Annotated in this window: 25 protein-coding genes and 1 pseudogene; 18 read left to right on the top strand and 8 right to left on the bottom strand. The window is 34.8% G+C overall.

Annotated elements, in window-relative coordinates; all coding sequences use genetic code 11:
* Positions 1 to 83 precede the first annotated feature (83 nt).
* The 6 genes from MKO96_RS16540 to MKO96_RS16515 all read left to right on the top strand — a co-directional run bounded on the left by MKO96_RS16540 (position 84) and on the right by MKO96_RS16515 (position 7,387).
* On the top strand, positions 84 to 1,697 hold the full coding sequence (locus tag MKO96_RS16540; RefSeq protein ID WP_240588111.1) for a long-chain fatty acid--CoA ligase: 1,614 nt from the start codon (positions 84 to 86) through the stop codon (positions 1,695 to 1,697).
* A 123-nt stretch (positions 1,698 to 1,820) separates the two neighbouring features.
* A complete protein-coding gene (locus tag MKO96_RS16535) occupies positions 1,821 to 2,396 on the top strand; it encodes a biotin transporter BioY (protein WP_001093321.1) in 576 nt (191 codons plus the stop codon).
* A gap of 65 nt (positions 2,397 to 2,461) precedes the next feature.
* Positions 2,462 to 3,922, top strand: coding sequence for an acyl-CoA synthetase (locus tag MKO96_RS16530; RefSeq protein WP_240588110.1), 1,461 nt, complete (start codon positions 2,462 to 2,464; stop codon positions 3,920 to 3,922).
* The gene (locus MKO96_RS16525; RefSeq protein ID WP_240588109.1) at positions 3,915 to 5,006 is read left to right on the top strand and encodes an acetyl-CoA C-acyltransferase; all 1,092 of its coding nucleotides are present in this window, start codon (positions 3,915 to 3,917) and stop codon (positions 5,004 to 5,006) included. The genes MKO96_RS16530 and MKO96_RS16525 overlap by 8 nt, the downstream gene beginning before the upstream one ends.
* A 360-nt stretch (positions 5,007 to 5,366) precedes the next feature.
* Positions 5,367 to 6,632 carry a helix-turn-helix domain-containing protein gene (locus MKO96_RS16520; RefSeq protein WP_087981507.1) on the top strand — a complete coding sequence of 422 codons (1,266 nt, stop codon included), beginning with the start codon at positions 5,367 to 5,369 and terminating at the stop codon, positions 6,630 to 6,632.
* 557 nt (positions 6,633 to 7,189) lie between these two features.
* Positions 7,190 to 7,387, top strand: coding sequence for a hypothetical protein (locus MKO96_RS16515; protein ID WP_078401409.1), 198 nt, complete (start codon positions 7,190 to 7,192; stop codon positions 7,385 to 7,387).
* A gap of 177 nt (positions 7,388 to 7,564) precedes the next feature.
* On the opposite strand, the gene MKO96_RS16510 is transcribed toward MKO96_RS16515, so the two are convergent.
* A complete protein-coding gene (locus MKO96_RS16510) occupies positions 7,565 to 8,146 on the bottom strand; it encodes a DUF6434 domain-containing protein (protein ID WP_240588108.1) in 582 nt (193 codons plus the stop codon).
* A gap of 104 nt (positions 8,147 to 8,250) precedes the next feature.
* On the opposite strand from MKO96_RS16510, the gene MKO96_RS16505 reads away from it, so the two are divergent.
* The gene (locus MKO96_RS16505) at positions 8,251 to 8,694 is read left to right on the top strand and encodes an NUDIX domain-containing protein (protein ID WP_240588107.1); all 444 of its coding nucleotides are present in this window, start codon (positions 8,251 to 8,253) and stop codon (positions 8,692 to 8,694) included.
* A 44-nt stretch (positions 8,695 to 8,738) separates the two neighbouring features.
* On the opposite strand, the gene MKO96_RS16500 is transcribed toward MKO96_RS16505, so the two are convergent.
* Positions 8,739 to 9,941 carry an alanyl-tRNA editing protein gene (locus tag MKO96_RS16500; RefSeq protein WP_240588106.1) on the bottom strand — a complete coding sequence of 401 codons (1,203 nt, stop codon included), beginning with the start codon at positions 9,939 to 9,941 and terminating at the stop codon, positions 8,739 to 8,741.
* A gap of 137 nt (positions 9,942 to 10,078) precedes the next feature.
* Here MKO96_RS16500 and MKO96_RS16495 point away from each other — a divergent pair, with 137 nt between their 5' ends.
* Positions 10,079 to 10,486 (top strand): hypothetical protein, encoded by a 408-nt coding sequence (locus MKO96_RS16495; protein ID WP_000965140.1) that lies wholly within the window; start codon positions 10,079 to 10,081, stop codon positions 10,484 to 10,486.
* Between the two features lie 67 nt (positions 10,487 to 10,553).
* Complete coding sequence (locus MKO96_RS16490) at positions 10,554 to 11,792, top strand: MDR family MFS transporter (protein ID WP_240588105.1); 1,239 nt, start codon at positions 10,554 to 10,556, stop codon at positions 11,790 to 11,792.
* 242 nt (positions 11,793 to 12,034) lie between these two features.
* On the opposite strand, the gene MKO96_RS16480 is transcribed toward MKO96_RS16490, so the two are convergent.
* On the bottom strand, positions 12,035 to 12,421 hold the full coding sequence (locus MKO96_RS16480) for an Hsp20/alpha crystallin family protein (protein ID WP_141525283.1): 387 nt from the start codon (positions 12,419 to 12,421) through the stop codon (positions 12,035 to 12,037).
* Positions 12,422 to 12,545: 124 nt separating this feature from the next.
* Complete coding sequence (locus tag MKO96_RS16475) at positions 12,546 to 12,668, bottom strand: small acid-soluble spore protein P (RefSeq protein WP_000517650.1); 123 nt, start codon at positions 12,666 to 12,668, stop codon at positions 12,546 to 12,548.
* A 121-nt stretch (positions 12,669 to 12,789) separates the two neighbouring features.
* Between MKO96_RS16475 and MKO96_RS16470 the strand changes: the two genes are divergently transcribed.
* A complete protein-coding gene (locus tag MKO96_RS16470) occupies positions 12,790 to 13,053 on the top strand; it encodes a hypothetical protein (protein ID WP_001146292.1) in 264 nt (87 codons plus the stop codon).
* Positions 13,054 to 13,098: 45 nt separating this feature from the next.
* The gene (pdaB, locus tag MKO96_RS16465; protein ID WP_096001630.1) at positions 13,099 to 13,824 is read left to right on the top strand and encodes a polysaccharide deacetylase family sporulation protein PdaB; all 726 of its coding nucleotides are present in this window, start codon (positions 13,099 to 13,101) and stop codon (positions 13,822 to 13,824) included.
* A gap of 41 nt (positions 13,825 to 13,865) precedes the next feature.
* Here the strand turns inward: pdaB and sspO are convergent, their stop codons facing one another.
* Positions 13,866 to 14,015: an acid-soluble spore protein SspO gene (gene sspO, locus MKO96_RS16460; RefSeq protein WP_000518057.1), complete on the bottom strand. Its 150-nt coding sequence runs from the start codon at positions 14,013 to 14,015 to the stop codon at positions 13,866 to 13,868.
* 291 nt (positions 14,016 to 14,306) lie between these two features.
* On the opposite strand from sspO, the gene acnA reads away from it, so the two are divergent.
* Together acnA and MKO96_RS16450 are read left to right on the top strand one after the other, a co-directional pair.
* Positions 14,307 to 17,030, top strand: coding sequence for an aconitate hydratase AcnA (gene acnA / locus MKO96_RS16455; protein ID WP_240588104.1), 2,724 nt, complete (start codon positions 14,307 to 14,309; stop codon positions 17,028 to 17,030).
* A 124-nt stretch (positions 17,031 to 17,154) separates the two neighbouring features.
* Positions 17,155 to 17,578 (top strand): annotated as a pseudogene (locus MKO96_RS16450) (ABC transporter transmembrane domain-containing protein); the annotation flags it as partial.
* Positions 17,579 to 17,585: 7 nt separating this feature from the next.
* Here the strand turns inward: MKO96_RS16450 and MKO96_RS16445 are convergent.
* Positions 17,586 to 17,843, bottom strand: a complete 258-nt coding sequence (locus tag MKO96_RS16445; RefSeq protein WP_240588103.1) for a hypothetical protein — start codon at positions 17,841 to 17,843, stop codon at positions 17,586 to 17,588.
* Positions 17,844 to 18,092: 249 nt separating this feature from the next.
* Between MKO96_RS16445 and MKO96_RS16440 the strand changes: the two genes are divergently transcribed.
* Positions 18,093 to 18,668, top strand: a complete 576-nt coding sequence (locus MKO96_RS16440) for a redoxin domain-containing protein (RefSeq protein ID WP_087981500.1) — start codon at positions 18,093 to 18,095, stop codon at positions 18,666 to 18,668.
* A gap of 115 nt (positions 18,669 to 18,783) precedes the next feature.
* Entirely contained in the window at positions 18,784 to 19,731 is a 948-nt protein-coding gene (locus MKO96_RS16435; RefSeq protein WP_240588102.1) for a 3'-5' exonuclease, read from the top strand.
* Between the two features lie 248 nt (positions 19,732 to 19,979).
* On the opposite strand, the gene MKO96_RS16430 is transcribed toward MKO96_RS16435, so the two are convergent.
* Positions 19,980 to 20,477, bottom strand: coding sequence for a DAPG hydrolase family protein (locus MKO96_RS16430; protein WP_076539386.1), 498 nt, complete (start codon positions 20,475 to 20,477; stop codon positions 19,980 to 19,982).
* 610 nt (positions 20,478 to 21,087) lie between these two features.
* Between MKO96_RS16430 and MKO96_RS16425 the strand changes: the two genes are divergently transcribed.
* Positions 21,088 to 21,231, top strand: coding sequence for an FbpB family small basic protein (locus tag MKO96_RS16425; RefSeq protein ID WP_001254698.1), 144 nt, complete (start codon positions 21,088 to 21,090; stop codon positions 21,229 to 21,231).
* A gap of 43 nt (positions 21,232 to 21,274) precedes the next feature.
* Complete coding sequence (gene sspN, locus MKO96_RS16420; RefSeq protein WP_000527987.1) at positions 21,275 to 21,409, top strand: acid-soluble spore protein SspN; 135 nt, start codon at positions 21,275 to 21,277, stop codon at positions 21,407 to 21,409.
* Between the two features lie 67 nt (positions 21,410 to 21,476).
* Here the strand turns inward: sspN and MKO96_RS16415 are convergent, their stop codons facing one another.
* A complete protein-coding gene (locus MKO96_RS16415) occupies positions 21,477 to 22,769 on the bottom strand; it encodes a glycoside hydrolase family 18 protein (protein WP_240588101.1) in 1,293 nt (430 codons plus the stop codon).
* Between the two features lie 109 nt (positions 22,770 to 22,878).
* Between MKO96_RS16415 and MKO96_RS16410 the strand changes: the two genes are divergently transcribed.
* Positions 22,879 to 23,298, top strand: a complete 420-nt coding sequence (locus MKO96_RS16410; protein ID WP_000495804.1) for an acyl-CoA thioesterase — start codon at positions 22,879 to 22,881, stop codon at positions 23,296 to 23,298.
* Positions 23,299 to 23,303 lie beyond the last annotated feature (5 nt).

Genomic DNA, 23,303 nt, shown 5'->3' with positions numbered 1-23,303 from the left:
ACAGAAAAGTGTCGTAATTGTTTGTGGAAGTCTGTTATAATAAACAAAAAAATGAAAACGCTTTAAAGGGGGATATAACCAATATGATGATGAATGTACCGCTAACAATTAGTTCTATGATGGAAAGAGCAGAAAAACTGTTTTCAAAGAAAGAAATTGTTTCACGGACACATGATACAGTTACGACGTTAACGTATAAGCAGTTAGGTGAAAGGACGAGAAGGCTTTCTAGTGCGTTAAAAAAATTAGGAATTAAAGAAGGCGAGCGTATAGGAACGTTAGCGTGGAATCATCATCGACATGTGGAAGCATATTTTGCTATTCCTGGTATTGCTTCTGTTTTGCACACAATTAATATTCGTTTATCCCCTCAACATATTTCATACATTATTCAGCACGCAGAAGATCGCATTCTACTTATAGATGAAGATCTCGTACCACTCGTTGAAAATATTCAATCACAATTATCAACTGTACAAGCCTACATTATTATGACTGATAAAGATGAACTTCCAAATACTACGCTAGAACCTGTATATCATTATGAAAAGCTATTAGAAGAAGGCGATCCAACTTTCCAATTTGTAAAAGATATTGATGAAAATACACCTGCTGGTATGTGTTATACGTCAGCGACTACAGGAAACCCAAAAGGTGTTGTATATACGCATCGTAGTACTGTATTGCATTGTATGGCACTCGGTTTAGCGGATACAGCTGCTTTATCGGAAAGTGATGCGGCGATGGCAATTGTACCGATGTTCCATGTGAACGCTTGGGGGCTTCCTTTTGCAGCTACTTGGTTTGGAACTAAACAAGTTCTGCCAGGACCAATGTTTACTCCAAAAATTTTATTAGAGATGATTCAAGCTGAAAAAGTAACGATAGCAGCAGGTGTGCCGACAATTTGGCTCGGTGTATTACAAGAATTAGAAAATAATAGTTACGATCTATCTAGTATAACGAGAATATTATGCGGTGGTGCTGCTGCACCGAAAAGCGTTATTAAAGCATTTGAGCAAAAATATAATGTTCCTTTCGTACATGCATATGGTATGACTGAAACAAGCCCACTCGTAACACTTGCACGTTTAAAAAGTTATGAAACAGAATTATCATATGAAGAGCAATTAGAAATCCGCTCAAAACAAGGATATCTTGTCCCTGGTGTAGAGATGAAAGTAGTCGGTACAAACGGTGAAGTGAAGTGGGATGGTACTGAGATGGGAGAGTTATGTTTACGAGCACCTTGGATCGCTGAAAGCTATTATAACGATGATCGTACTGTCGAAGGATTCCGAGAAGGTTGGTTATATACTGGTGATGTTGTTACAGTTGATGAGGAAGGCTGCGTGAAAATCGTTGACCGCACGAAAGATGTTATTAAAAGCGGTGGAGAATGGATTTCTTCCGTGGATCTTGAAAATGCGTTAATGGCGCATGATGCTATATTTGAAGCAGCTGTCGTTGCCGTTCCTCATCCGCAGTGGCAAGAGCGACCAATTGCCTGCGTCGTTCAAAAGAAAAATAGTACAGTAACAAAAGAAGAAATATATGAGTTTTTAAAACCACAGTTTGCGAAGTGGTGGTTACCAGACGATATTGTATTTATGGAAGAAATACCGAAAACATCTGTTGGGAAGTTTTTAAAACAGGCGCTTCGGAAAGAACTTGAGCATTTGCATAAAGAGAAATAATTGAAAAAATATTTGTAAACCTATATTTAAAATAAGTTGACAAAGACTAAATAGAAAGATAATATAACTCCTATAATATGTTATCTAAAAATCATTTTAAGTTTACAAATAGGAGAAGCAAATATGAATACAAAAAACTTAGTTTTCGTCGCTTTATTTAGTTCTATTATGGGAGTGTTAGGGTTAATACCTCCAATTGCTCTTGCTATTACACCAGTTCCGATTACATTACAATCACTCGGTGTTATGCTTGCTGGTGGATTGTTAGGATCACGTCTTGGTGCGTTAAGTCAACTTATTTTCTTACTTATAGTTGGAGTCGGAGCACCATTACTTGCTGGTGGACGCGGTGGTCCAGGCGTATTTGTTGGGCCAAGTGCAGGATATTTACTCGGTTATATCGTTGGAGCGTTTGTCATTGGTTATTTAATTGAGCGTTTACGTGAAGTTTCTATAATAAAGGTATTATGTATTAATATAATTGGTGGTATTTTCGTAGTTTATGTATTTGGTATTATTGTACAAGCTTTCTTTATGGATGTTTCTATATGGCAGACGATGAAAGTAAGTGCGGTATTTTTACCAGGTGATTGCATAAAAGCGATTATAGCAGCGATTCTTGTAACGAAATTACATCGTTCATTGAAACATATTATTACGCCTGCTCTAAAGAGTGGGAAATATACAAATGCAGGATAAGAAAGAGAAGAAACACGTTCATTGCGTGTTTCTTTTTATTATTTTGTAGAGAAAGGACAACTTATATGGGAATTACAAAAGAATATAAAAAACATCTCTCTATACAATCAAATAAAATAGCGATAAAGGAAAATGATCGAATTTTAACATATAAAGAATGGTTTGAGTCAGTGTGTAAAGTAGCAAACTGGTTGAATGAAAAAGAATCGAAGAATAAAACGATAGCAATTGTATTAGAGAATAGTATAGAATTTTTACAACTATTTGCTGGTGCTGCTATGGCCGGATGGGTTTGTGTGCCATTAGATATAAAGTGGAAACAGGATGAGCTCAAAGAAAGAATTGCAATCAGTAATCCGGATATGATTGTGATAGAGCGATATAAGGTAAATGATTTACCGGATGAAGAAAGAGTAATAGAAATTGATGAGTGGAAAAGTAGGATAGAGAACTACCTGCCTACATATTATCCTATAGAAAATGTGCAACATGCTCCGTTCTATATGGGATTTACATCAGGATCGACTGGGAAGGCGAAAGCATTTTTACGTGCACAACAATCGTGGGTTCATAGTTTTGATTGCAATATAAAGGACTTTCATATGAAAAAAGAAGATTCTATTTTAATAGCTGGGACGCTCGTTCATTCTCTTTTCTTATATGGCGCAATAAGTGCATTATATGTAGGGCAAACGGTGCACGTTATGAGAAAGTTTATTCCAGATCAAGTGTTGGATAAGTTAGAAACGGAACATATCTCGGTCATGTATACAGTTCCGACAATGCTAGAATCTTTATATAAAGAAAACAGAGTAATAGAAAATGAAATGAAAATTATTTCGTCAGGAGCGAAATGGGAAGCTGAAGCGAAAGAAAAAATAAAGAGTATATTTCCTTATGCACGAAAATATGAATTTTACGGTGCATCGGAACTAAGTTTTGTAACAGCACTTGTTGATGAAGAGAGTGATAGAAGGCCAAATTCAGTAGGGAAACCTTGTCACAATGTGCAAGTTCGAATATGTAATGAAGCAGGAGAAGAGGTACAAAAAGGCGAGATTGGAACTGTTTATGTGAATAGTGATCAGTTTTTTATGGGATACATATTGGATAAGGTTTTAGTTCCAGAGTTGACTGAAGAAGGCTGGATGACAGTACGAGATGTAGGTTATGAAGATGAAGAAGGCTTTATTTATATTGTCGGTAGAGAGAAGAATATGATTTTATTTGGAGGAATTAATATTTTTCCAGAAGAAATAGAAAGTGTATTACATGAACACCCAGCTGTTGATGAAATAGTTGTAATTGGTGTGAAAGATAGTTACTGGGGTGAAAAACCTGTCGCCATCGTAAAAGGAAGTGCTACGAGGCAACAATTAAAAAGTTTTTGCTTACAACGATTATCCTCTTTTAAAATACCGAAAGAATGGCATTTTGTAGATGAACTACCGTATACAGATAGCGGGAAAATCGCTCGTATTGCAGCAAAAAATATGATTGAAAACCGGGAGAAGATATATGAATAGAGCGGTTATTGTAGAAGCAAAAAGGACACCTATTGGTAAGAAGAATGGGATGTTGAAAGATTATGAAGTTCAGCAATTAGTAACGCCGCTTCTTACATTTTTAAGTAAAGGAATTGAGAGAGAAATAGACGATGTCATATTAGGGAATATTGTGGGGCCAGGAGGGAATGTTGCAAGATTATCTGCTTTAGCGGCAGGACTTGGCTATCATATTCCTGGTGTAACGATTGATCGGCAATGTGGTGCGGGTTTGGAAGCGATTCGCACCGCATGTCATTTCATTCAAGGCGGGGCAGGTAATTGTTATATTGCAGGAGGAGTAGAGAGTACAAGTACATCACCTTTTCAAAATAGAGCGCGATTTTCACCAGAAACAATTGGAGATCCTAATATGGGAGTGGCGGCTGAATATGTTGCAGAGCGTTATAATATAACGCGAGAAATGCAAGACGAATACGCTTGTCTTAGTTATAAACGGACACTGCAAGCATTAGAAAATAGATATATACAAGATGAAATACTTTCTTTTAATGGATCTTTTGACGAGGCTATAAAACTAGAAATGAAGTATGAAAGAATGATTAAAAGAACTAAGCCGGCATTTTTACAAAATGGTACAGTAACGGCAGGTAATTCGTGCGGTGTAAATGATGGAGCATGTGCCGTTCTTGTAATGGAAGAGGGGCAAGCCCGAAAATTAGGATACAAACCTGTACTTCGTTTCGTTCGTAGTGCTGTAGTTGGAGTGGATCCAAATCTTCCGGGGACTGGTCCGATATTTGCGGTGAACAAATTATTAAACGAAATGAATATGAAAGTAGAGGACATCGATTACTTTGAAATAAATGAAGCGTTCGCTTCAAAAGTTGTTGCTTGTGCAAAGGAGTTACAAATTCCATATGAAAAATTGAATGTCAATGGTGGAGCAATTGCGCTCGGTCATCCGTACGGTGCATCTGGTGCTATGCTTGTAACACGTTTGTTTTATCAGGCACAAAGAGAACATATGAAATACGGAATTGTGACGTTAGGAATTGGGGGCGGAATAGGGCTTGCTTTATTATTTGAGAAAGTAGAAGACTAGTGAGGTATTAACTGTACTATGATTAATAGAGGATAATTAGTTCAATATATGAGTTAATATCCTCTATTAGTAACTAAAAAACAAACAAATATTATTCTATATTTTGGGGTTACCTGAGGTTGAATTTGTAAGCTTGAGCCTCAGATTATTGGTATAATGTAGTAATATGGGTGGAAGGTGGAAAAGCTGATATTAGTAAATTGAGCATACAAATTTCAAATGCATCCAGATAAGTATTAATAACATTTCTCTCTCTGAACATAAAACTATACACATATTATGATAGGTAATATAGGCGTTATTCTTATTATATTGCTCTAAAATAATCAAACCAGTTTATTTGAAGAAAGGAATGGGAATATGAACATTGGTGAACGGATTCGACAAATACGTATACATAAAGAATTCACGCAAGGGGAAGTAGTATCAGGGGTATGTTCTATAACTTATTTAAGTAGAATTGAAAATGGACAAATTAAACCTTCAAATTCTGTTTTAAAAAAAATCGCTAAAAATCTAGATATTGATTACAACTTTCTTGTAGGTGCAGATTATGAGGATATTGAAGCTAAGATTCTTGAAATATGTAATAGGTATAAAAATGATAATATTATAAACTCTAAAGACTTATCATTTTTAGAGTTATATGTTCGCGATACAGACTCTATTCTCTTATTATTAAAGGCCTATGGTGTTTTAATATACTACCATTCTCGAAATAATAACTTATTACATGTAGCAACGATTGTAAATGAGGCTTCGCAAGTACTTCCAAATCAAGTAGCCTCCCTTTATACTCAAGACTTTATATATTATTTAATGGCTCGAGGTTATTATTTTTCTAATAAACAAGACTATATGACTGCAAATGAAATTTATATGCAGACAGAGAGTTTACTTGGTCTAGATGAAACTATGCTACACGCTGATATATATTATAATCTAAGTCTAACAAATCAAAGTCTTTATAAAGATCAAACGATTAGTCGTTTGTATGCTAAAAAAGCCTACAGATTGTATGAAAAATTAAATGTAGAAAATCAAGTAATAAACATTCTTATAATCATTGCACTACAATATCAAAAAGATAATCTACCCGAGAAAGCTCTTGAATCTTTAAAACAAGCAGAAATTAAAGCAGAGGTTAGTGCTAATCCTATGTATTTACCTTTAATTGCATATAATTATGGGAAAATATATCAAGGATTAAAAGATTACACCAATTCTATTAAATACTATGAAAAAAGTTTACAGACTAGCAATCTCTATCCAGATCAAGCTCAAAAAATATACGCAGTAAGAAACTTAATAGAAATTTATATAGAATCTAAAGACTGGAAAATTGTTAATAAACTGATGGATGATGCATTAGAAATGTTATCAATTTCTGATATGCCACACGCATATGTTGAGATATATGGACTGAAGGGGAAAATATCCAAATTAAGGGGCGATAATCATGGATATGAGAAAAATATGCAAAAAGCTATTGAAATGGGCCTAGAAAAAAAGCAATACCCTTTAGTTCGTGAACTCGCTACTGAACTAGGAAACTATTTTTATGATAATCGTGCCTATAAAATGTCAGCAAAGTACTTGAAAATATCCAGTCAACTCCCCACTTAAGCTACGCTTAAGTGGGCTTTCTTATGTATTGATCTAATAGGGAATTAACACCAGTAAAACTACTATGTTTATAACGCTCCCATTCAAGTACATTACTTTCGTCAAATATCTAGTTAGGGGAGTAAAACTTTCCTATATTTCAAAATAAGTAAAATATCAAGTTTAAAACAATTGATAATTCGCTAAAAATTTAATGGAATTTTACTAATTGTTATTAACATAAATGAACATGTATATTTTAAGTACAGAAATTCAAATAGCAAGGAGGGAGTTATTCTGATGCAAGAGAAAAAATGATCTACAAATATGATAGACAATATAAATTATCATTTGAATTAGAGTAAAGGTTATAATCAATATTTTAAAATCCTTTCAAATGAACGTGAAGTATTGCCATATCATGTTTATAAACACTCATAGCGGAAACATACATCACAAAAAGAATGGATGAAAAAGACAGTATTTAAGCAAATTCAAATGAGATGAACAAAAAAATTGATGGCACTGAAGATACAATGCAGCAGACCTTACTTAATAAATAAGAAAGAGGGATACATATGAAAAGAAACGAAACGGGAACTAAGCGAAAAATAGTAAGATATACGGGTGGAATTGCTATACTTATATTATTGATATCCTTTATATATCAATGGAAAAATGGTTTAGAGGTTGATACTACTGAAAACTTCAGTCTGGCATTAATTGTTGCCATTTTCCTGTCTAGTTTTATTCCTGAAAGAAAAAGAGATAGTTAAATAATTGAATAGGCAATTGAGATCTATTTCTCAATTGCCTATTTATGCAAATGTAAATTCAAAATAAGAGATAAATGCTTAATATCGGTGATTACATACTTGAATAACAAATAATTCTTATTCAATATTTAATTATCTTTTAAAGTTTTTTAGATTTAGGTCTTGATAGTAGTGCTACTAGTTTTCTACTTTCTGAGGAACATAAGCATTACTACCAGGTTTTGCTTTTATTTCATTCCAAGCAGCGATAGCATCAGCTTTTGATTTTCCTTTATTATTTGGATCTTCGAAAAAGTCGCGAGTGAAACGATTGTATTCAAACTGCGCGCTAATAGTTGTTTTATAAGTAGGATCTTTTTTTCGTTCGTTTTCTTCATACCAAAACGTTATCGCGTCTTCATATGTTTTTCCAACATTCTCTTTAAAAAACTTTTGAAGAGCTACTGTAAAGCGGAAGTTTGCTCCAATTTTGTCTTTGAAAAAAGCACGAACATCTTCGCTACAGCGGTGATTTTTAGTAATAAGCGTTTGAAGGGAAAGTTCTTTATAAGAGAGGGAAGCTTTACTCATATTTTGACCAGAGCTGTATTTTAATATTTTACCAGTAGTTAAATAATGTGAGATACGCTCGGTTATTTCCATTTTAGAGCCACTAGCTGGTAAACCATGCTCACGACAAAATGTTTGGAGTTCTGCTTTTAACCAATAATAGTTTTGGAAATCTTCAAGTGATATAGATTTTGTTAAAGTTGGACGCATGAATGTAACAACTTCTTTCTTCCATAATTTTCTTTAATTATAAAACATATGTTCTTTTTGTGGAAGGATTAATTTGTGAATATAACAGGAAGAGGAGATTACATATGGAAAATGTAATGCAAGTTCGTGTTACGGGAATTTTAATTGAAGATGAAAAGGTATTGCTAGTAAAGCAAAAAGTTGCTAATCGCGATTGGTCTTTACCTGGAGGAAGGGTAGAGAATGGTGAAATGTTAGAAGAAGCGATGATTCGAGAAATGAGAGAAGAAACAGGATTAGAAGTTAAAATTAAGAAGCTACTCTATGTTTGTGATAAACCAGATGCTAGTCCATCTTTATTACATATTACGTTTCTGCTTGAAAGGATTGAAGGTGAAATTACGCTACCTTCTAACGAGTTCGATCATAATCCGATTCATGATGTGCAAATGGTACCGATTAACGAATTAAGTCATTATGGTTTTTCGGAAACTTTTATGAAACTGGTAAATGAAGGGTTTGCAAATGCAGGGAGTTATCAAGGATTGAAACAAAATATAGGCCTGTAAGTATAGATAAAGGATAGCTATTAGCTATCCTTCGCAAAAATATTTCACACCGCTGACTGTAAAGAAGAAACAAGTTGGTTTAAAAACTCTTCTCCGGTCATAACCGCTTTTCCGCCGCCGCGCGCACTCTTTTTATTTCCACCACCTTTTCCTTCAATTGCAGGAAGTGCATCTTTTAAAAGAGCATTCATATCGAGCGTGACTGTTTTTCCACAAGCAAGAATACATTGTAATTTGTCCTCGTTTTCAATAACGAAATATGTAATGGCATGTTCTTGTTGTTCTGTAATAATAGCAGAAAGCTTTGCGATTTCTTGCATAGAACGATTTATAAATACTTTAGAAATAAGTATGCCAGCATGTATTTCTACAGGGTGTTGGAGTAGTTCATTTGTCTCTGCAAATAATAATTTTTCATTCATTGTTTGTATTGTTTTTTCATTTTCTTTTTGAGAAGTTAAAAGTTGTGAAACTTTAGCTGGAATATCAGTTTCGCTACTGTTTAATTGTTTAGAAACATCTTTCATAATTTGTTGCTGTTGCCCCATAAGTTTTAGTGTGCGCCAGCCAGCTATAAACGTTAATCGTATGCCACCTTTATTGCGCTCCCATCCTAATACTTGAATAGGACCTACTTCACCTGTACGTTTCGGATGTGTTCCGCCACAGCCGTTGTAGTCGTAATTTTCGATAATAACAACACGTATATTTTCTGTTAACGTCGGTTCTTTACGAAGGGGTAATGTTTTTGCTTCTTCTAAGCTCATCCACTGGGTACGTATCGGGTGGTTTTCAAAAACAATTTGATTAGCAATTTGTAAGGCCTTCTCAACAGTTTCCGTAGAAAGGTTAGCAGTTTCTAAATCAATTGTTACCGTTTCTTTACCAAGATGGAATCCAATCGTAGGTATGTTAAAATGGTCCCAAAACGCAGCAGATAAAATGTGCTGAGCGGCATGTTGCTGCATGTGATCAAACCGGCGCTCCCAATTGATTGTACCTTCTACTTCTTCTGTATGTAATTGTTCTACAATGAAGTGGCGAATTTCTCCATCTATCTCTTCTACATTGATTACATCGATGTTATTTAATGTGCCAGTATCATATGGTTGTCCGCCACCTGTCGGATAAAATGCCGTTTCGTTTAAAACAACGTATAAGTTCCCGTCTTTATCATAATCTTGTTTTATAACTTTTGTAGTAAAGTCTTGCTTATAAGCGTCAGTGTAATATAATTTTTGCTCCAATTTTCTTTCCCCTTTCGTGTTCACTAGTTTCATTGTAAAGCAATTGAAATTAGTTTCCTAATATTTCAGAAGAAAGAAACTATTTTTAGAATTTTCTTGCTATAATAAGAAAAAGAAAATGCGGGGGTGGAATGAATATGTTATATGAAAACGGCGTAGATAAACTTCTTAGTTTAAGCAAAAATATTTCTGAATTGTATCGAGAATTAAATGAAATGACCCGGATTTTAACGGATTGTAATCGAGAAAGTGTGAAGTTTGATCGGTTATATGTAAAAGAAGTACTGTGGAAGAAAGAAGATGTAATAGAGAAATATGACCAGCTGCTTGTGCAACTTTGTATAAATGAATGCTTTGATCTAAAAAGTGTCATTACAGGGGAATATAAGTATACATATGAAGAAGTAGAAAATATCGTTTTACAATTTAATGAGAAGTATAATGTTGCAATTTTAATTAAAGATGTTTGTAAAGAATTACAGTTTACATATGGCATAGATATGGACATAACGAGAACAGCCCGGGTATCAACAGCTCAAGTATAAAAAGGGAAAAGAAAGCAGATCCTTTGCTTTCTTTTTTTATGTAAGAATTGGGAGAGAAGGTTTGAAGATGAAGGGGAAGTTGCACAATATTCATCCGTTAGGAATGACAATTATAATAGGGACTTTATTCGCAAGGTTTGCTACGTCAATGAGTATTCCTTTTTTAGCAATTTATTTAACGACTGTTAAAGGTGTATCAGCTGGAATGACGGGTGCTATTATCGGAACGAGTGCACTTGTTGGAGTGTTTGCTAGTTTTATCGGAGGAAATTTATCGGATCGATTCGGCCGAAACATGATTATAATATGGTCCATGATCGTTTGGGTGTTTGTATTTATAGGTTTTTCATTTGCAAATCATGTTTTAAGTTTCTTTTTATTAAATGCTTTGAATGGATTATGTAGGTCCTTTTTTGAGCCGACGTCAAGAGCATTATTATCAGATTTAACGAAACCAGAGTATCGTTTACTCGTATATAATTTGCGTTACGGTGCAATAAATGTTGGAGTAGCGATTGGCCCACTTGTCGGGTTACAGATTGGAAGTGTAAAATCTACAATTCCTTTTTTAGTAGCAGCTGGAGTATATATTCTATATACAGCTATATTAGCATTCCAATTTAAGAAGTATCCAATTGAAAAAAAGAAAGTAAATACAGAAAAGCCCGTCACAATGTTAAATGCAGTTCGTATATTGCGAAAGGATGTCGTATTTTTAGTTGCTTTAGTCGGTATTATTTTGAGTAATTGTGGCTTTTCACACTTAACGACAACAGTGTCTCAATATTTTGCAAATTCACATATATTTCAGGATGGAGTGAAATTGTTTTCGTACATGTTAGCTTTAAATGCGATTGTTGTAGTCGTAATTCAATACCCTGTTATTCAAATATGTAAAAAGTATACACCGTTAACATCAATTATGGTTGGAACTTTATTTGTGAGCGGGGGGGTGTTTGGATTTGGAATAGTAGAATCTACGCTAGGTGCTGCTGTCTGCACAATTATTTTTACAGTTGGAGAAGTTTTAATGTTTTCCATGACGGATGTATTTATTGATGATATAGCTGTTTCGCATTTGAAAGGCACATATTTTGGAGCAATGGGATTTTCAGGAATTGGAGCAGTAATTGGTCCATGGCTTGGGGGAGTGCTTCTCGATTACTACGGGTATCAAAATGGGTTTGTAGTATTTTCAGCGCTAGCTATAATTTCAACTGTAGCATTTCCTGTACTTTTAGTTACAAAAGGTTTATTGAAAAAAAGATATGATAAAAATTGTAATTTAGAATTACATGCGAAATAAAATAAGCCCCAGCAGATGACTGGGGCTTATTTTTGTATTTATCCCGCATTAACGGGCGATAAGAATCCCCACCTAAAAATTCAGCGAAAGCAAAGAAGTTAGGTGGGGGATCAACTGCCCGTAAAAGCCCGATTGGTGAAGGCTAATAATCAGTGGGGATGAAGCCCCCACTGATTAAAGTTTCACTTTATCCCGCTATTTGCGGACAGTAAAACTCCCATTGATTACAGTTTTACTTTATTTTACTGCTCACTTTGAAAAAGAACTTTTTCTTCATGTTTATTAGTAACTTCATTTTTGGAAATATGAATGGCTAAATATCCATTCTCTAAGCAGGCTAGCATCTTCTTATAAATAATAGTAGCGGGTAAAGGAATGATCCGCTGCAAAGAAATATTTTTATGAAGTATGCAAATGTTTAGGCCTGTCTCCATCTTTTTAATGACTACATTTTGTTCGGATACATTTGGTACATCTGTTTCCAAAATGTACTCTTGTTCAGTTTCGCAAAGGTCAATATGAATTTGATTTGGGAAACTAAAGTTACTGCAAGAATCAGAACAAAATTGATCCATCCATTCTTCGAAACCATCAACATGAAAAAGACAATCCTTCTTTTTCTTGCCCATGTAAGACACCCTCCGTAAAATCTCAATTCATACTATGTTATGCATGAATGAAGTGGGGGTGAAGAATAAATGGAAAAATATAAACATTGTATGTGACAAAGGTAGCTAGTGTGAACCTTTTGTTTTACATATCATGATGTGCATGATTTTTTTGGCGTGAATGGTTACGGTTTTTTACTTTATGCGATCCGCTTAATGGTTCAGGTTGTCCCTTTTTTTCTTTCGCTTCACGATTGTTTTTTCCCATTGTATGTGACACCTCCTCTTTCTCTTTAGAATGAGAGAAGTTTGCAAATTTATACGAGAATGTTTTTAGAAAAAAAGGTAAAGATAAATGGGACTAACTATTATGGAAAGGGGATTATATAATGCCATATCATAAAGATAAACAACAAGCTTTTCAAGCAGCGCAGCAAGGAGTTACACAAGCAGAACATGCATTTAACAACATTGTAAAAAATGATCCAAACTACGGTCATGATCTAAAAGAATTACGCCAAGAGGTTCAGGAAGCGTATGAACAGATTCAAAATGCGTTAGAAGTAGCTTCAGAAACACAACGTCCACAACTTGAGCAATACGAAAATAATCTCCAAAACATTATGCGAAATGTAGATCAATTAGAAAAGTAAATGAGGTTGTTGTGTATTCGACAACCTCCTACTTTAATGAACATTATGCTAAAACAGAAAATTTTTTTAGTGGTTTTTTCTTTATTATGCGCAGTACATATATTTCAAGTGGAAAAAGTGGAAGCGAAAATGTTGCTCAGAAAAGAGCTAGAACCAACTGGTTATGTAACATGGGAAGTACCTAATAATGAAAAGATTATTGCCATTACATTTGATGATGGACCAGATCCGACTTATACAACACAAATTTTACATTTATTACGTCAATATAAAGCAGAAGCGACTTTTTTTATGATTGGATTTCGAGTTCAGCGTAATCCATATTTAGTGAAACAAGTGTTAAAAGAGGGACATGAAATTGGAAATCATACGATGAACCATTTGTATGCGAGTAATTCATCAGATGAAAAATTAGAAAATGATATTTTAGATGGAAAGAAATTTTTTAAAAAATGGGTGAAAGAACCTTTACTATTCCGTCCTCCTGGCGGATATATTAACGATGCTGTATTTAAAACAGCGAAAGAAGCAGGTTATCAAACTGTTCTATGGTCGTGGCATCAAGATCCACGTGATTGGGCGAATCCAGGGGTTGAATCCATTGTAAATCATGTAGTGAAAAATGCTAAAAGTGGAGATATCGTATTATTACATGATGGAGGAAATGATCGTAGTCAAACAGTAGCAGCGCTAGCAAAAATTTTACCTGAGCTGAAAAAACAAGGCTATCGATTTGTAACGGTTTCGGAATTACTACGTTATAAACATTAGAAAAAATCCCAAAAGGAAAATATGCCTTTTGGGATTTTTCGTTACTGGTTCTTTTTACGTTTTTTATTATTTTGTCGCTCTGCTGGAGTTAAAGGTTCATTTGCAAATTCTTCATTGTAACCAGTTCCTTGTCCTTGTGCAGATGCCGCATTCATTCCTGAAATAGTATGATTTGCTTTTCTTTTACCCATTTTATTTCACCTCTATAACATTTTTTGTATGTTGAATGATGAGCAGTTCATAGTATGTATGAACTGTAAGTAAAGCACTAATAGAGCACTTTACTTTATGGTAATAGTATTCATAAGGACCGTGAACACTATTCAAATTTAGAAACATAAAGAAAACTTATGATAATCTATAAGTTTCTTATTATTTACTTATTTAGAAAGTTGTAATAAGATATTATCGTAAGGTATTGAAAAGTTTGTCTACATTTTATATTCAGACAACTTAGTCACGTTTAACAGGGGGGAAACATAATGGTCAAACATAATCCATTTCAATCACGTGCAACTTTTGAAGTAGATGAAAAAACGTATCATTATTATGATTTGAAAGCGCTTGAAAATGCAGGGGTTGGCAACGTATCACAATTACCATATTCTGTGAAAGTTTTACTTGAATCAGTACTTCGTCAAGTAGACGGACGTGTAATCACAGAAGAGCATGTTACAAATTTAGCGAAATGGGGAACGAAAGATGTGCAAGATATCGATGTTCCATTTAAACCATCTCGTGTAATTTTACAAGATTTCACTGGTGTTCCAGCCGTTGTAGATTTGGCTTCGCTTCGTAAAGCAATGGCAGATATGGGCGGGGATCCTGATAAAATTAATCCAGAAATTACTGTAGACCTTGTAATTGACCACTCTGTACAGGTTGATAGAGCGGGTACGGCAGACGCGCTTGCATTCAACATGGACTTAGAGTTTAAACGTAATGAAGAACGTTATAAATTTTTAAGCTGGGCACAAAAATCATTTGATAACTATCGCGCAGTGCCACCAGCTACAGGTATTGTACACCAAGTAAACCTTGAATATTTAGCACCAGTTGTTCATGCTGTGAAAAATGCTGAAGGTGACTTAGTTGCATACCCAGATTCATTAGTTGGAACAGACTCACATACAACGATGATTAACGGTATCGGCGTTCTTGGATGGGGCGTTGGTGGTATTGAAGCAGAAGCAGGAATGCTTGGACAGCCTTCATACTTCCCAGTACCTGAAGTAATCGGTGTGAAATTAACTGGTACACTTCCAAGTGGTACTACAGCAACTGATGTTGCATTAAAAGTAACACAAGTATTACGTCAAAAAGGTGTAGTTGGTAAATTCGTTGAGTTCTTCGGTAATGGACTAAAGAGCATGCCTTTAGCTGACCGTGCAACAATTTCAAACATGGCACCAGAATACGGTGCAACTTGTGGATTCTTCCCAATTGACGATATTTCATTAGAATACTTACGTTTAACAGGTAGAGATGAAGAGCAAATTCGCATTGTTGAAGAATACTGTAAAGCAAATGGTTTATTCTATACAGCAGACAGCAAAGATCCAATTTACACTGATCTTGTTGAAATTGATTTAAATACAATTGAATCTAACCTTTCTGGACCGAAACGCCCACAAGATTTAATTCCACTTTCAGATATGAAAGATGCGTTCCACAAAGCTGTTTTAGCACCAGTTGGAACACAAGGACTTGGATTTAATGAGCAAGAGTTCGATAAAGAAGTGAAGGTTACATTAGAAGATAAAGAAGTAACGATGAAGACAGGTGCAATTGCAATCGCTGCAATTACAAGCTGTACAAATACATCAAACCCATACGTATTAATTGGGGCAGGTCTAGTTGCAAAGAAAGCAATTGAAAAAGGACTTGTAGTACCTGAGTACGTAAAAACATCATTAGCACCAGGATCTAAAGTTGTTACTGAGTACTTAGATAAATCAGGTTTAACAACATATTTAGATCAATTAGGTTTCCAAACAGTTGGTTACGGTTGTACGACTTGTATCGGTAACTCTGGTCCGTTAGCAGAGGAATTAGAAGAAGCAATCGCAGCAAACGATTTATTAGTAACATCTGTTTTATCTGGTAACCGTAACTTTGAAGGTCGTATTCATCCACTTGTAAAAGCAAACTACTTAGCATCACCACCACTTGTTGTGGCATATGCACTTGCAGGTACTGTTGATATTGACCTGAAAAATGATGCAATCGGTAAAGATGCAAATGGCAATGCTGTTTACTTCAACGATATTTGGCCATCAGCTAAAGAAATTGAAGATGTAGTTCAAAACGTTGTTACATCAGAACTGTTCAAGAAAGAATATGCACAAGTATTTAACAGCAATGAGCGCTGGAATGAAATTCAAACTTCAAACGAAGCTTTATATACTTGGGATAATGATTCAACTTATATTCAAAACCCACCGTTCTTTGAAGGATTATCTAAAGAGCCAGGTGAAGTTGAAACGTTATCAGATTTACGCATAGTTGGTAAATTTGGAGACTCTGTAACGACAGACCATATTTCACCAGCAGGTTCAATTGGTAAGCATACACCAGCTGGACGCTACTTATTAGAAAACGGCGTACAACCAGTTGACTTTAACTCTTACGGTTCTCGTCGTGGTAACCACGAAGTTATGATGCGTGGTACATTCGCGAACATCCGTATTAAAAACCAAATTGCACCAGGAACAGAAGGCGGATACACAACATATTGGCCAACTGGTGAAGTAACATCAATCTATGATGCTGCTATGAAATATAAAGAAGATGGCACAGGCCTTCTAGTTATTGCTGGTAAAGATTACGGTATGGGAAGTTCTCGTGACTGGGCTGCGAAAGGTACAAACTTATTAGGTATTAAAGCAGTAATCGCAGAAAGCTTCGAACGTATTCACCGTAGTAACTTAGTGTTAATGGGCGTGTTACCACTTCAATTTAAAGATGGCGAAAGCGCTGAAACATTAGGTCTTGTTGGTAACGAGTCATTTGAAATTCAAATTGACAAAACAGTTAGACCACGCGATCTTGTAAAAGTAGTTGCAACTGATGCAGATGGCAACGAAAAACAATTTGAAGTAGTAGCTCGTTTCGATAGTGAAGTAGAAATTGACTACTACCGTCACGGTGGTATTCTACAAATGGTTCTTCGTGAGAAAATTGAAGAGTCAAAAGTATCGAACTAAATAATTGAAATGAACGATAAGGAAGCTAACAACTGTTAGCTTCCTTATTTTATGGAAAGGGATGAAACCAATTGGTTTCATCCCTTTCTTTTTACTATAAAAATGGAGGGAACATCATGAAAGAATATTGTTACCGTTACAGAAAGAAAAATTATTAGTAATAGCAGCTGTATGCAGCTATTCGCTTGTTGATGTGGATAAACAATCTTTCATTTGATTATGTGAGCTCCAAAGCAAGTCAACGAATATTGCAAAGGAAACGTATAGATGTATTGCGTCATTTTTTCTCATTACCGTTTGAAGAGAGTGAGAAGATTAAACAAGGAGAGTTAGAGACGTTAGTTGTGTCTGATATTCCAAACTGGGTCAGATTATATGGTTCTATATTAATAGAATATATTCACGCTATTGCGAAATTTATAGGTGCGTTCATAGCACTACAACATATAGATACAGAGTTCATATTGTGGGTAACTCCGTTTTTATTTTTAAGTGCAACGGTTCCGATATTGATGGGGAAAAAGGTAAGAAATATTGCAAGCATTGCTCTTATCTTTATTCAGCGTCATCTATTTGATACTCGATAGATTCCGAGTGATTCAGATCAACGTTAAAAGTAGCGGTCATAAGGAAAGTGGCAATTCCAAGGATTACGAAAAGGACGAATGAGACTAGAGAGACGTAGAGACAAATACGCCCTACTTTCTTTTTTTCAAGATCTTTATTAAAGAGTGAAATGATCCATGTAATAATACCGATTGGGTATAAAAGAAAACTAAGAATATATAATGTTATTTTTTCGAATGAATTCATAAACAATCCCCCTTTTGTTGAAGGTTATATAAGAAAGTAAAAAGGTGAATGGGTCCATAAGAAGATAAACAACACTTCATCTGTTTTTTCTAATTATATGATAAAAAGGGAAAAATTACACTTCAAATAAGAATATTCTAATTATTTTGATTGTGAATATTTCCAAGCTTGTCCGTATAAGCTAAAATAAGGTATATAGTATTTGGGTGATTAAGTTATAAGAAGATAAACACGTTAGGGTGATATAAAATGTGGCGGAAACTTACGATTATTGTAGTGTTACTTTGTTTAGCGGGATATGCAGCTTATGAACAGTTTGGTAAAAACGATCAGGTGGTACAAGGGGAGCAAGAAAAAAGTGAAGCTGCTATGAAAGAGATGATTGCAAGTAATGGTATTGAAATAGGGAAGAGTGCACCAGACTTTGCATTAACGAAGTTAGATGGAACGAATATAAAGTTATCAGATTTAAAAGGAAAGAAAGTAATTTTAAACTTTTGGGCAACGTGGTGTGGACCTTGCCAGCAAGAAATGCCTGATATGGAAGCTTTCTATAAAGAACATAAAGAGAACGTAGAAATTTTAGCAATAAATTATACGCCTTCAGAAAAAGGTGGTGGGGTAGAAAAGGTAAGCAATTTTGCTAAGGAGAAAGGCATTACTTTTCCTATTTTATTGGACAAGAACATTGATGTGACAACAGCGTATAAAGTAATTACGATTCCAACTTCGTATTTTATAGATACGAAAGGTGTCATTCAAGATAAGTTTATTGGACCGATGACACAAAAAGAGATGGAGAAACGGATTGCTAAATTAAAATAACGGCGAAAAGGTAGAGGTGGAAAGTTACCATTTCTGCCTTTTCTTTTTCACGGAGTGATAGCAGCATGTTATGATAAAAGAAATATAAACGTTTAGAGATAAAGGAGTGTATGGAGTGGGGAATATATCCTTACCGTTAGATTATGTTGTAATTGATTTTGAAACAACAGGATTTAACCCTTATAATGATAAAATTATTCAAGTCGCAGCAGTGAAATATCGTAATCATGAACTAGTAGATCAATTTGTTTCCTATGTGAATCCAGAGCGTTCAATTCCGGACCGAATAACAAGTTTAACAGGTATTACAAATTATCGTGTTTCAGATGCACCGACGATTGAAGAAGTATTACCTTTATTTTTAGCATTTTTACATACAAATGTAATTGTCGCTCATAATGCATCGTTTGATATGCGTTTTTTGAAAAGTAATGTAAATATGCTTGGTTTACCGGAACCTCAAAATAAAGTGATTGATACTGTGTTTTTAGCAAAGAAATATATGAAGCACGCGCCTAATCATAAACTTGAAACGTTAAAGCGAATGCTTGGAATTCGTTTAAGTTCTCATAATGCATTTGATGATTGTATTACTTGTGCAGCTGTTTATCAAAAATGTTCATCTATTGAAGAAGTGGAAAAAAGAAAATCGAATACGGAAGTACTTGATGAAACAGCAGTATATGAAGCAGTAAAAAAGATACTTGTACGAAATAAACGTGATATCGAATGGATTCGTTGTATGAATGTAGGAAGCTATTTAGATATAAAAGCTTTTTATCCAGTTATGAGAGTAAAAGTAAAAGGGCGAAAGAAATACGTATTAACAGAGATATTAGAAGATGATGTGAAAGAAATATGTACGAGTTTAAATTGTGAACCGGCGTTAAAAAGTGAAGTTGGTAATACGAGAATTATGCTTAATAGTTTAGAGGATGTCTTGAAATTAGAAAGTTATATTTTAGAACAGTATGATTTCGTACTGCAATCGCTGCGTGATTATAAAGAAAGTGAAGTGAATGCAGAAGAGAAATTAAAAGAGTATTTAAACGTTAGGGTATAAAAACTTTGTGTGCTATTTTGAAGTGAATCCGAATCGTGGTGCAGGAAAAAATATCTCCTGAATTCGCATACTAAGTATGTAAATTTGACGGAGGTGTTTTTCATTTGAAGAGCAGAGCACATTACTGAGAGAAGTAATGTGATTGGTTTGATATTGAAAGCCCCCATCATTTTAGTCATATCTAAAATGATGGGGGCTAATTTGTTTTCTAGTTAGTCACGTATTCAAAGAAAATTTGTTTAGTTACCTTACAAATTTTCTTTGAACAGTTCTGGTAAAAAATTACTGAACTCACTCATTTCTTCTACATTGTGTTTATATAAACCACTTAGATTAATAAATGGTGGTAATCCTTTCGGGAAAATGAATGTAGAAGTCATTACTGTACCGTTCTCGGATTTTTCATATTGATGTATTACTTGTGAAATTACATCGTCATTATCATCTAAACATGAACCCATTAAAACATGGCTGTAATGTTTATTTATAGGACAATCTTTAGGATCTTCCCATCTAATTCTTAGCGGAAATTCCAGTCCATCCCCAGCAGATTCAATTGAAGCTGATATGGCTCCTACATGCCCATGTACTTTAGGATCAACTAACCATTTAAAATCAACATGTTCTTCTGGGTGCCATAGTTTATATCGTTCAGAGTTATCAATATTATCCCACCACCAGTCAATCATTTCTGGTGTTACGTTATTCAATTCATGTTCAACTACTATTGATACTTGATTTTTCATTTTAGTGCCTCCTATTTTTTAACCAACATAGTGTTGGTTATTTATATTTGTTATTATAGTTTGTATATTTCATGTGTTCAATAAACAGAAATAGCCGATCTGTTGTATTTTGAACACTTTATAAAAATATGTCTAAAAAAATTTATGAGGTAAAAATTGGGGAAAGAATACACTAATTTACGTATAGCTCGTACTAACGAAGCAATACGTAATGCATGAACTAAATTAATATATGAAAAAGGAATGGATTGCATACGGTAAAGGATATTACAATTAAAGCCAATAGTAATCGAGGGACATTTGCTCGGAAGTCAAAATATTTTTTGAATTAAGATATGGATGAAATGGTAACGAATCGATCAAATTTATCTTTTTAACAATGTATACGGAAAATATCCCTTTGAAAATATGTCAAAAGTACTAAGTGAATTGCAGCGGATGGCTTAGGTGTTTTGATATGTGTCCAGATTTCGTGAGTGTTGCAATTTATTGTACACGGAGTTTTTTTAGGAGTACTAAAACATAAAATTTTCTTGCAAATCTGATTAAAGCGTTTTTCATTTGCTCATACTATGTATAGTAAGAATGCGAAGGAGAGAGGGTGAACAGCATGAGAAGAAGTCGCCGTAAATCATTTGACGAACTTGTGAAAGAAAATAAACAACAATTATTAAGTGATCGTGATGCAATCGATCGCATTGAAGAGCGTATTGAAAAACGTTATGAAATGCAACTTTTTAAGCAAGCTGAATAATTCTTAACACTAGTACGATACTAGTGTTAAGGAGGCGATAGTAATGGGTAATCCGAAAAAGAATTCAAAAGACTTTGCACCGAATCATATTGGAACACAATCAAAAAAAGCTGGTGGCAATAAAGGAAAGCAAATGCAAGACCAAACGGGCAAACAACCGATTGTTGATAACGGTTAAAAAGGGAGAATGTTGTCATTCTTCTTTTTGTGACGGATTTTTAATAGTAAAAAAGGGCTGACTTATGTCAGCCCTTTTTCGTAATCGTAAAATTTTCAACGAGTAAACGCCAATTTTGCGGGAATGGTAAGCCAATCTTCCAGTAACTAATACCGCCTATACCTTGTTCTTTCATTAAATTGAATTTGCTTTGAACAGACCGTGAATCTTCAAACCAAACTTCGTGTTGAACACCATTTTCATCAAAATAATTAAAATGAGGAGCTTGAGCTGTGAAATCATAGCGGATGGGGACATTGAATTTACGAGCTAGTGCGACAGCTGCGACAGAGCTAATTGCTTTTGCAGGCGGATTGCCTTGTTTGAACGGAAGTTTCCAATCGAATCCGTATAAGTTTTGCCCCATCATAATTTTTTGGGGAGGCATTTGAGATTTCGCGTATTGAAGTACTTCTTTTACAGGACCGATAGGCGAAATAGCCATCGGTGGCCCGCCTTGCCAACCCCAGTCATATGTCATAATGACGACGAAATCAACAATTTGCCCTTGTGCTTTATAATCGTGAGCTTCGAAAAATTTTCCCTTTTGATTTGAACTTGTTTTCGGTACAAGCGTTGTACTCAATGTGTACCCATTAGGTAAGCGTGTTTTTACATTTCGTAAAAAACGATTATACGCTTCGCGATCTTCAGGTGCTACACTCTCGAAATCAAAATGAATGTCTCGCATACCGTACTTCTCAGCTGTTTGTAAAATGTTAGTAATAAATTTGTTTTGAATCGATGCATCGCGTAAAATAACTGATGTCAGATCGGCACTGAAATTTCCATTTTCAATATTTGTAATAACGAGCATCGGGATGGTTTTGCCTTGCGTTGCAATATTAGCGATTTTAGCTGTTTCAGTTGGTTCTTTTAACGTACCATCTCTTTTTGCCTCGAAACTGAAGTAAGCCAAATATGTTAAAAATGGATTAATGGCACGCGTAGCGTTAACCAAACTTTCTTTTATTGGTATTGTTGAAGGCTGTAAATAAGCGATGGATTCTACTGCACGTTTTGTCCCTTTCGGTATATATAACTGCTGTCCAACATGGAGAATGGATTTTAAAGATAAGTTATTAACTTTAGCTAAACTAGCGAGAGGTACGTTATATGTCTGAGAGATTCGATATAGGCTATCACCAGGCTGTACATAATAATTATTCCCTTTCGTATTAACGATCAGTGCCTGACCTACAACGAGTGTTTCAGCTGGATTTAGTCCATTGTCCTTTACTATTTCGTCAGGTGTTGATCCATACTTTGATGCCAAGCTATATACGCTATCACCGCTACGAACAGTTACAATTTGAATCATATGCTTGCCCCTTTCAGTAAAAGATTCACTGTTTTTATTTTATTTTTGATGTCACTGTATTATGATTAAATGTATGCAAGGTAGCAGAAGTGAAAGAAGGCGAATACATATGTTTGTAGCAGAACATGAAGTTGAAATCCGTTATGCGGAAACAGATCAAATGGGTGTTGTTTACCATTCAAACTATTTGGTGTGGCTTGAACTAGGTCGCACGAAACTTATACAAGATTTAGGATTTTCATATGTTGAAATGGAGAAAGAGGGAATTATTTCTCCTGTGTTAGACTTGCAAATTTCATATCGTAAAGCGATGCGTTACGGAGAAAAAGCAATTGTGAAAACGTGGATTGATACTGTGAGTCCGCTTCGCGTTGTATATGGTTATGAAATATATAACGGTGAAGGTGAACTTTGTATTACTGCAAGTACGACGAATATTTGCGCAAAAAAAGAAGGGTTCAGGCCCGTATCATTTAAAAAGTTATATCCAGAGTGGTATGCGAAATATGAGGAAATTAAGAAAAAATAAAAAAG

Source organism: Bacillus sp. ES1-5 (assembly GCF_022487605.1).
Classification (GTDB): domain Bacteria; phylum Bacillota; class Bacilli; order Bacillales; family Bacillaceae_G; genus Bacillus_A; species Bacillus_A wiedmannii.
The sequence above is the reverse complement of the archived record's forward strand: the minus strand, read 5'-3'. Positions and strand labels throughout refer to the sequence as shown.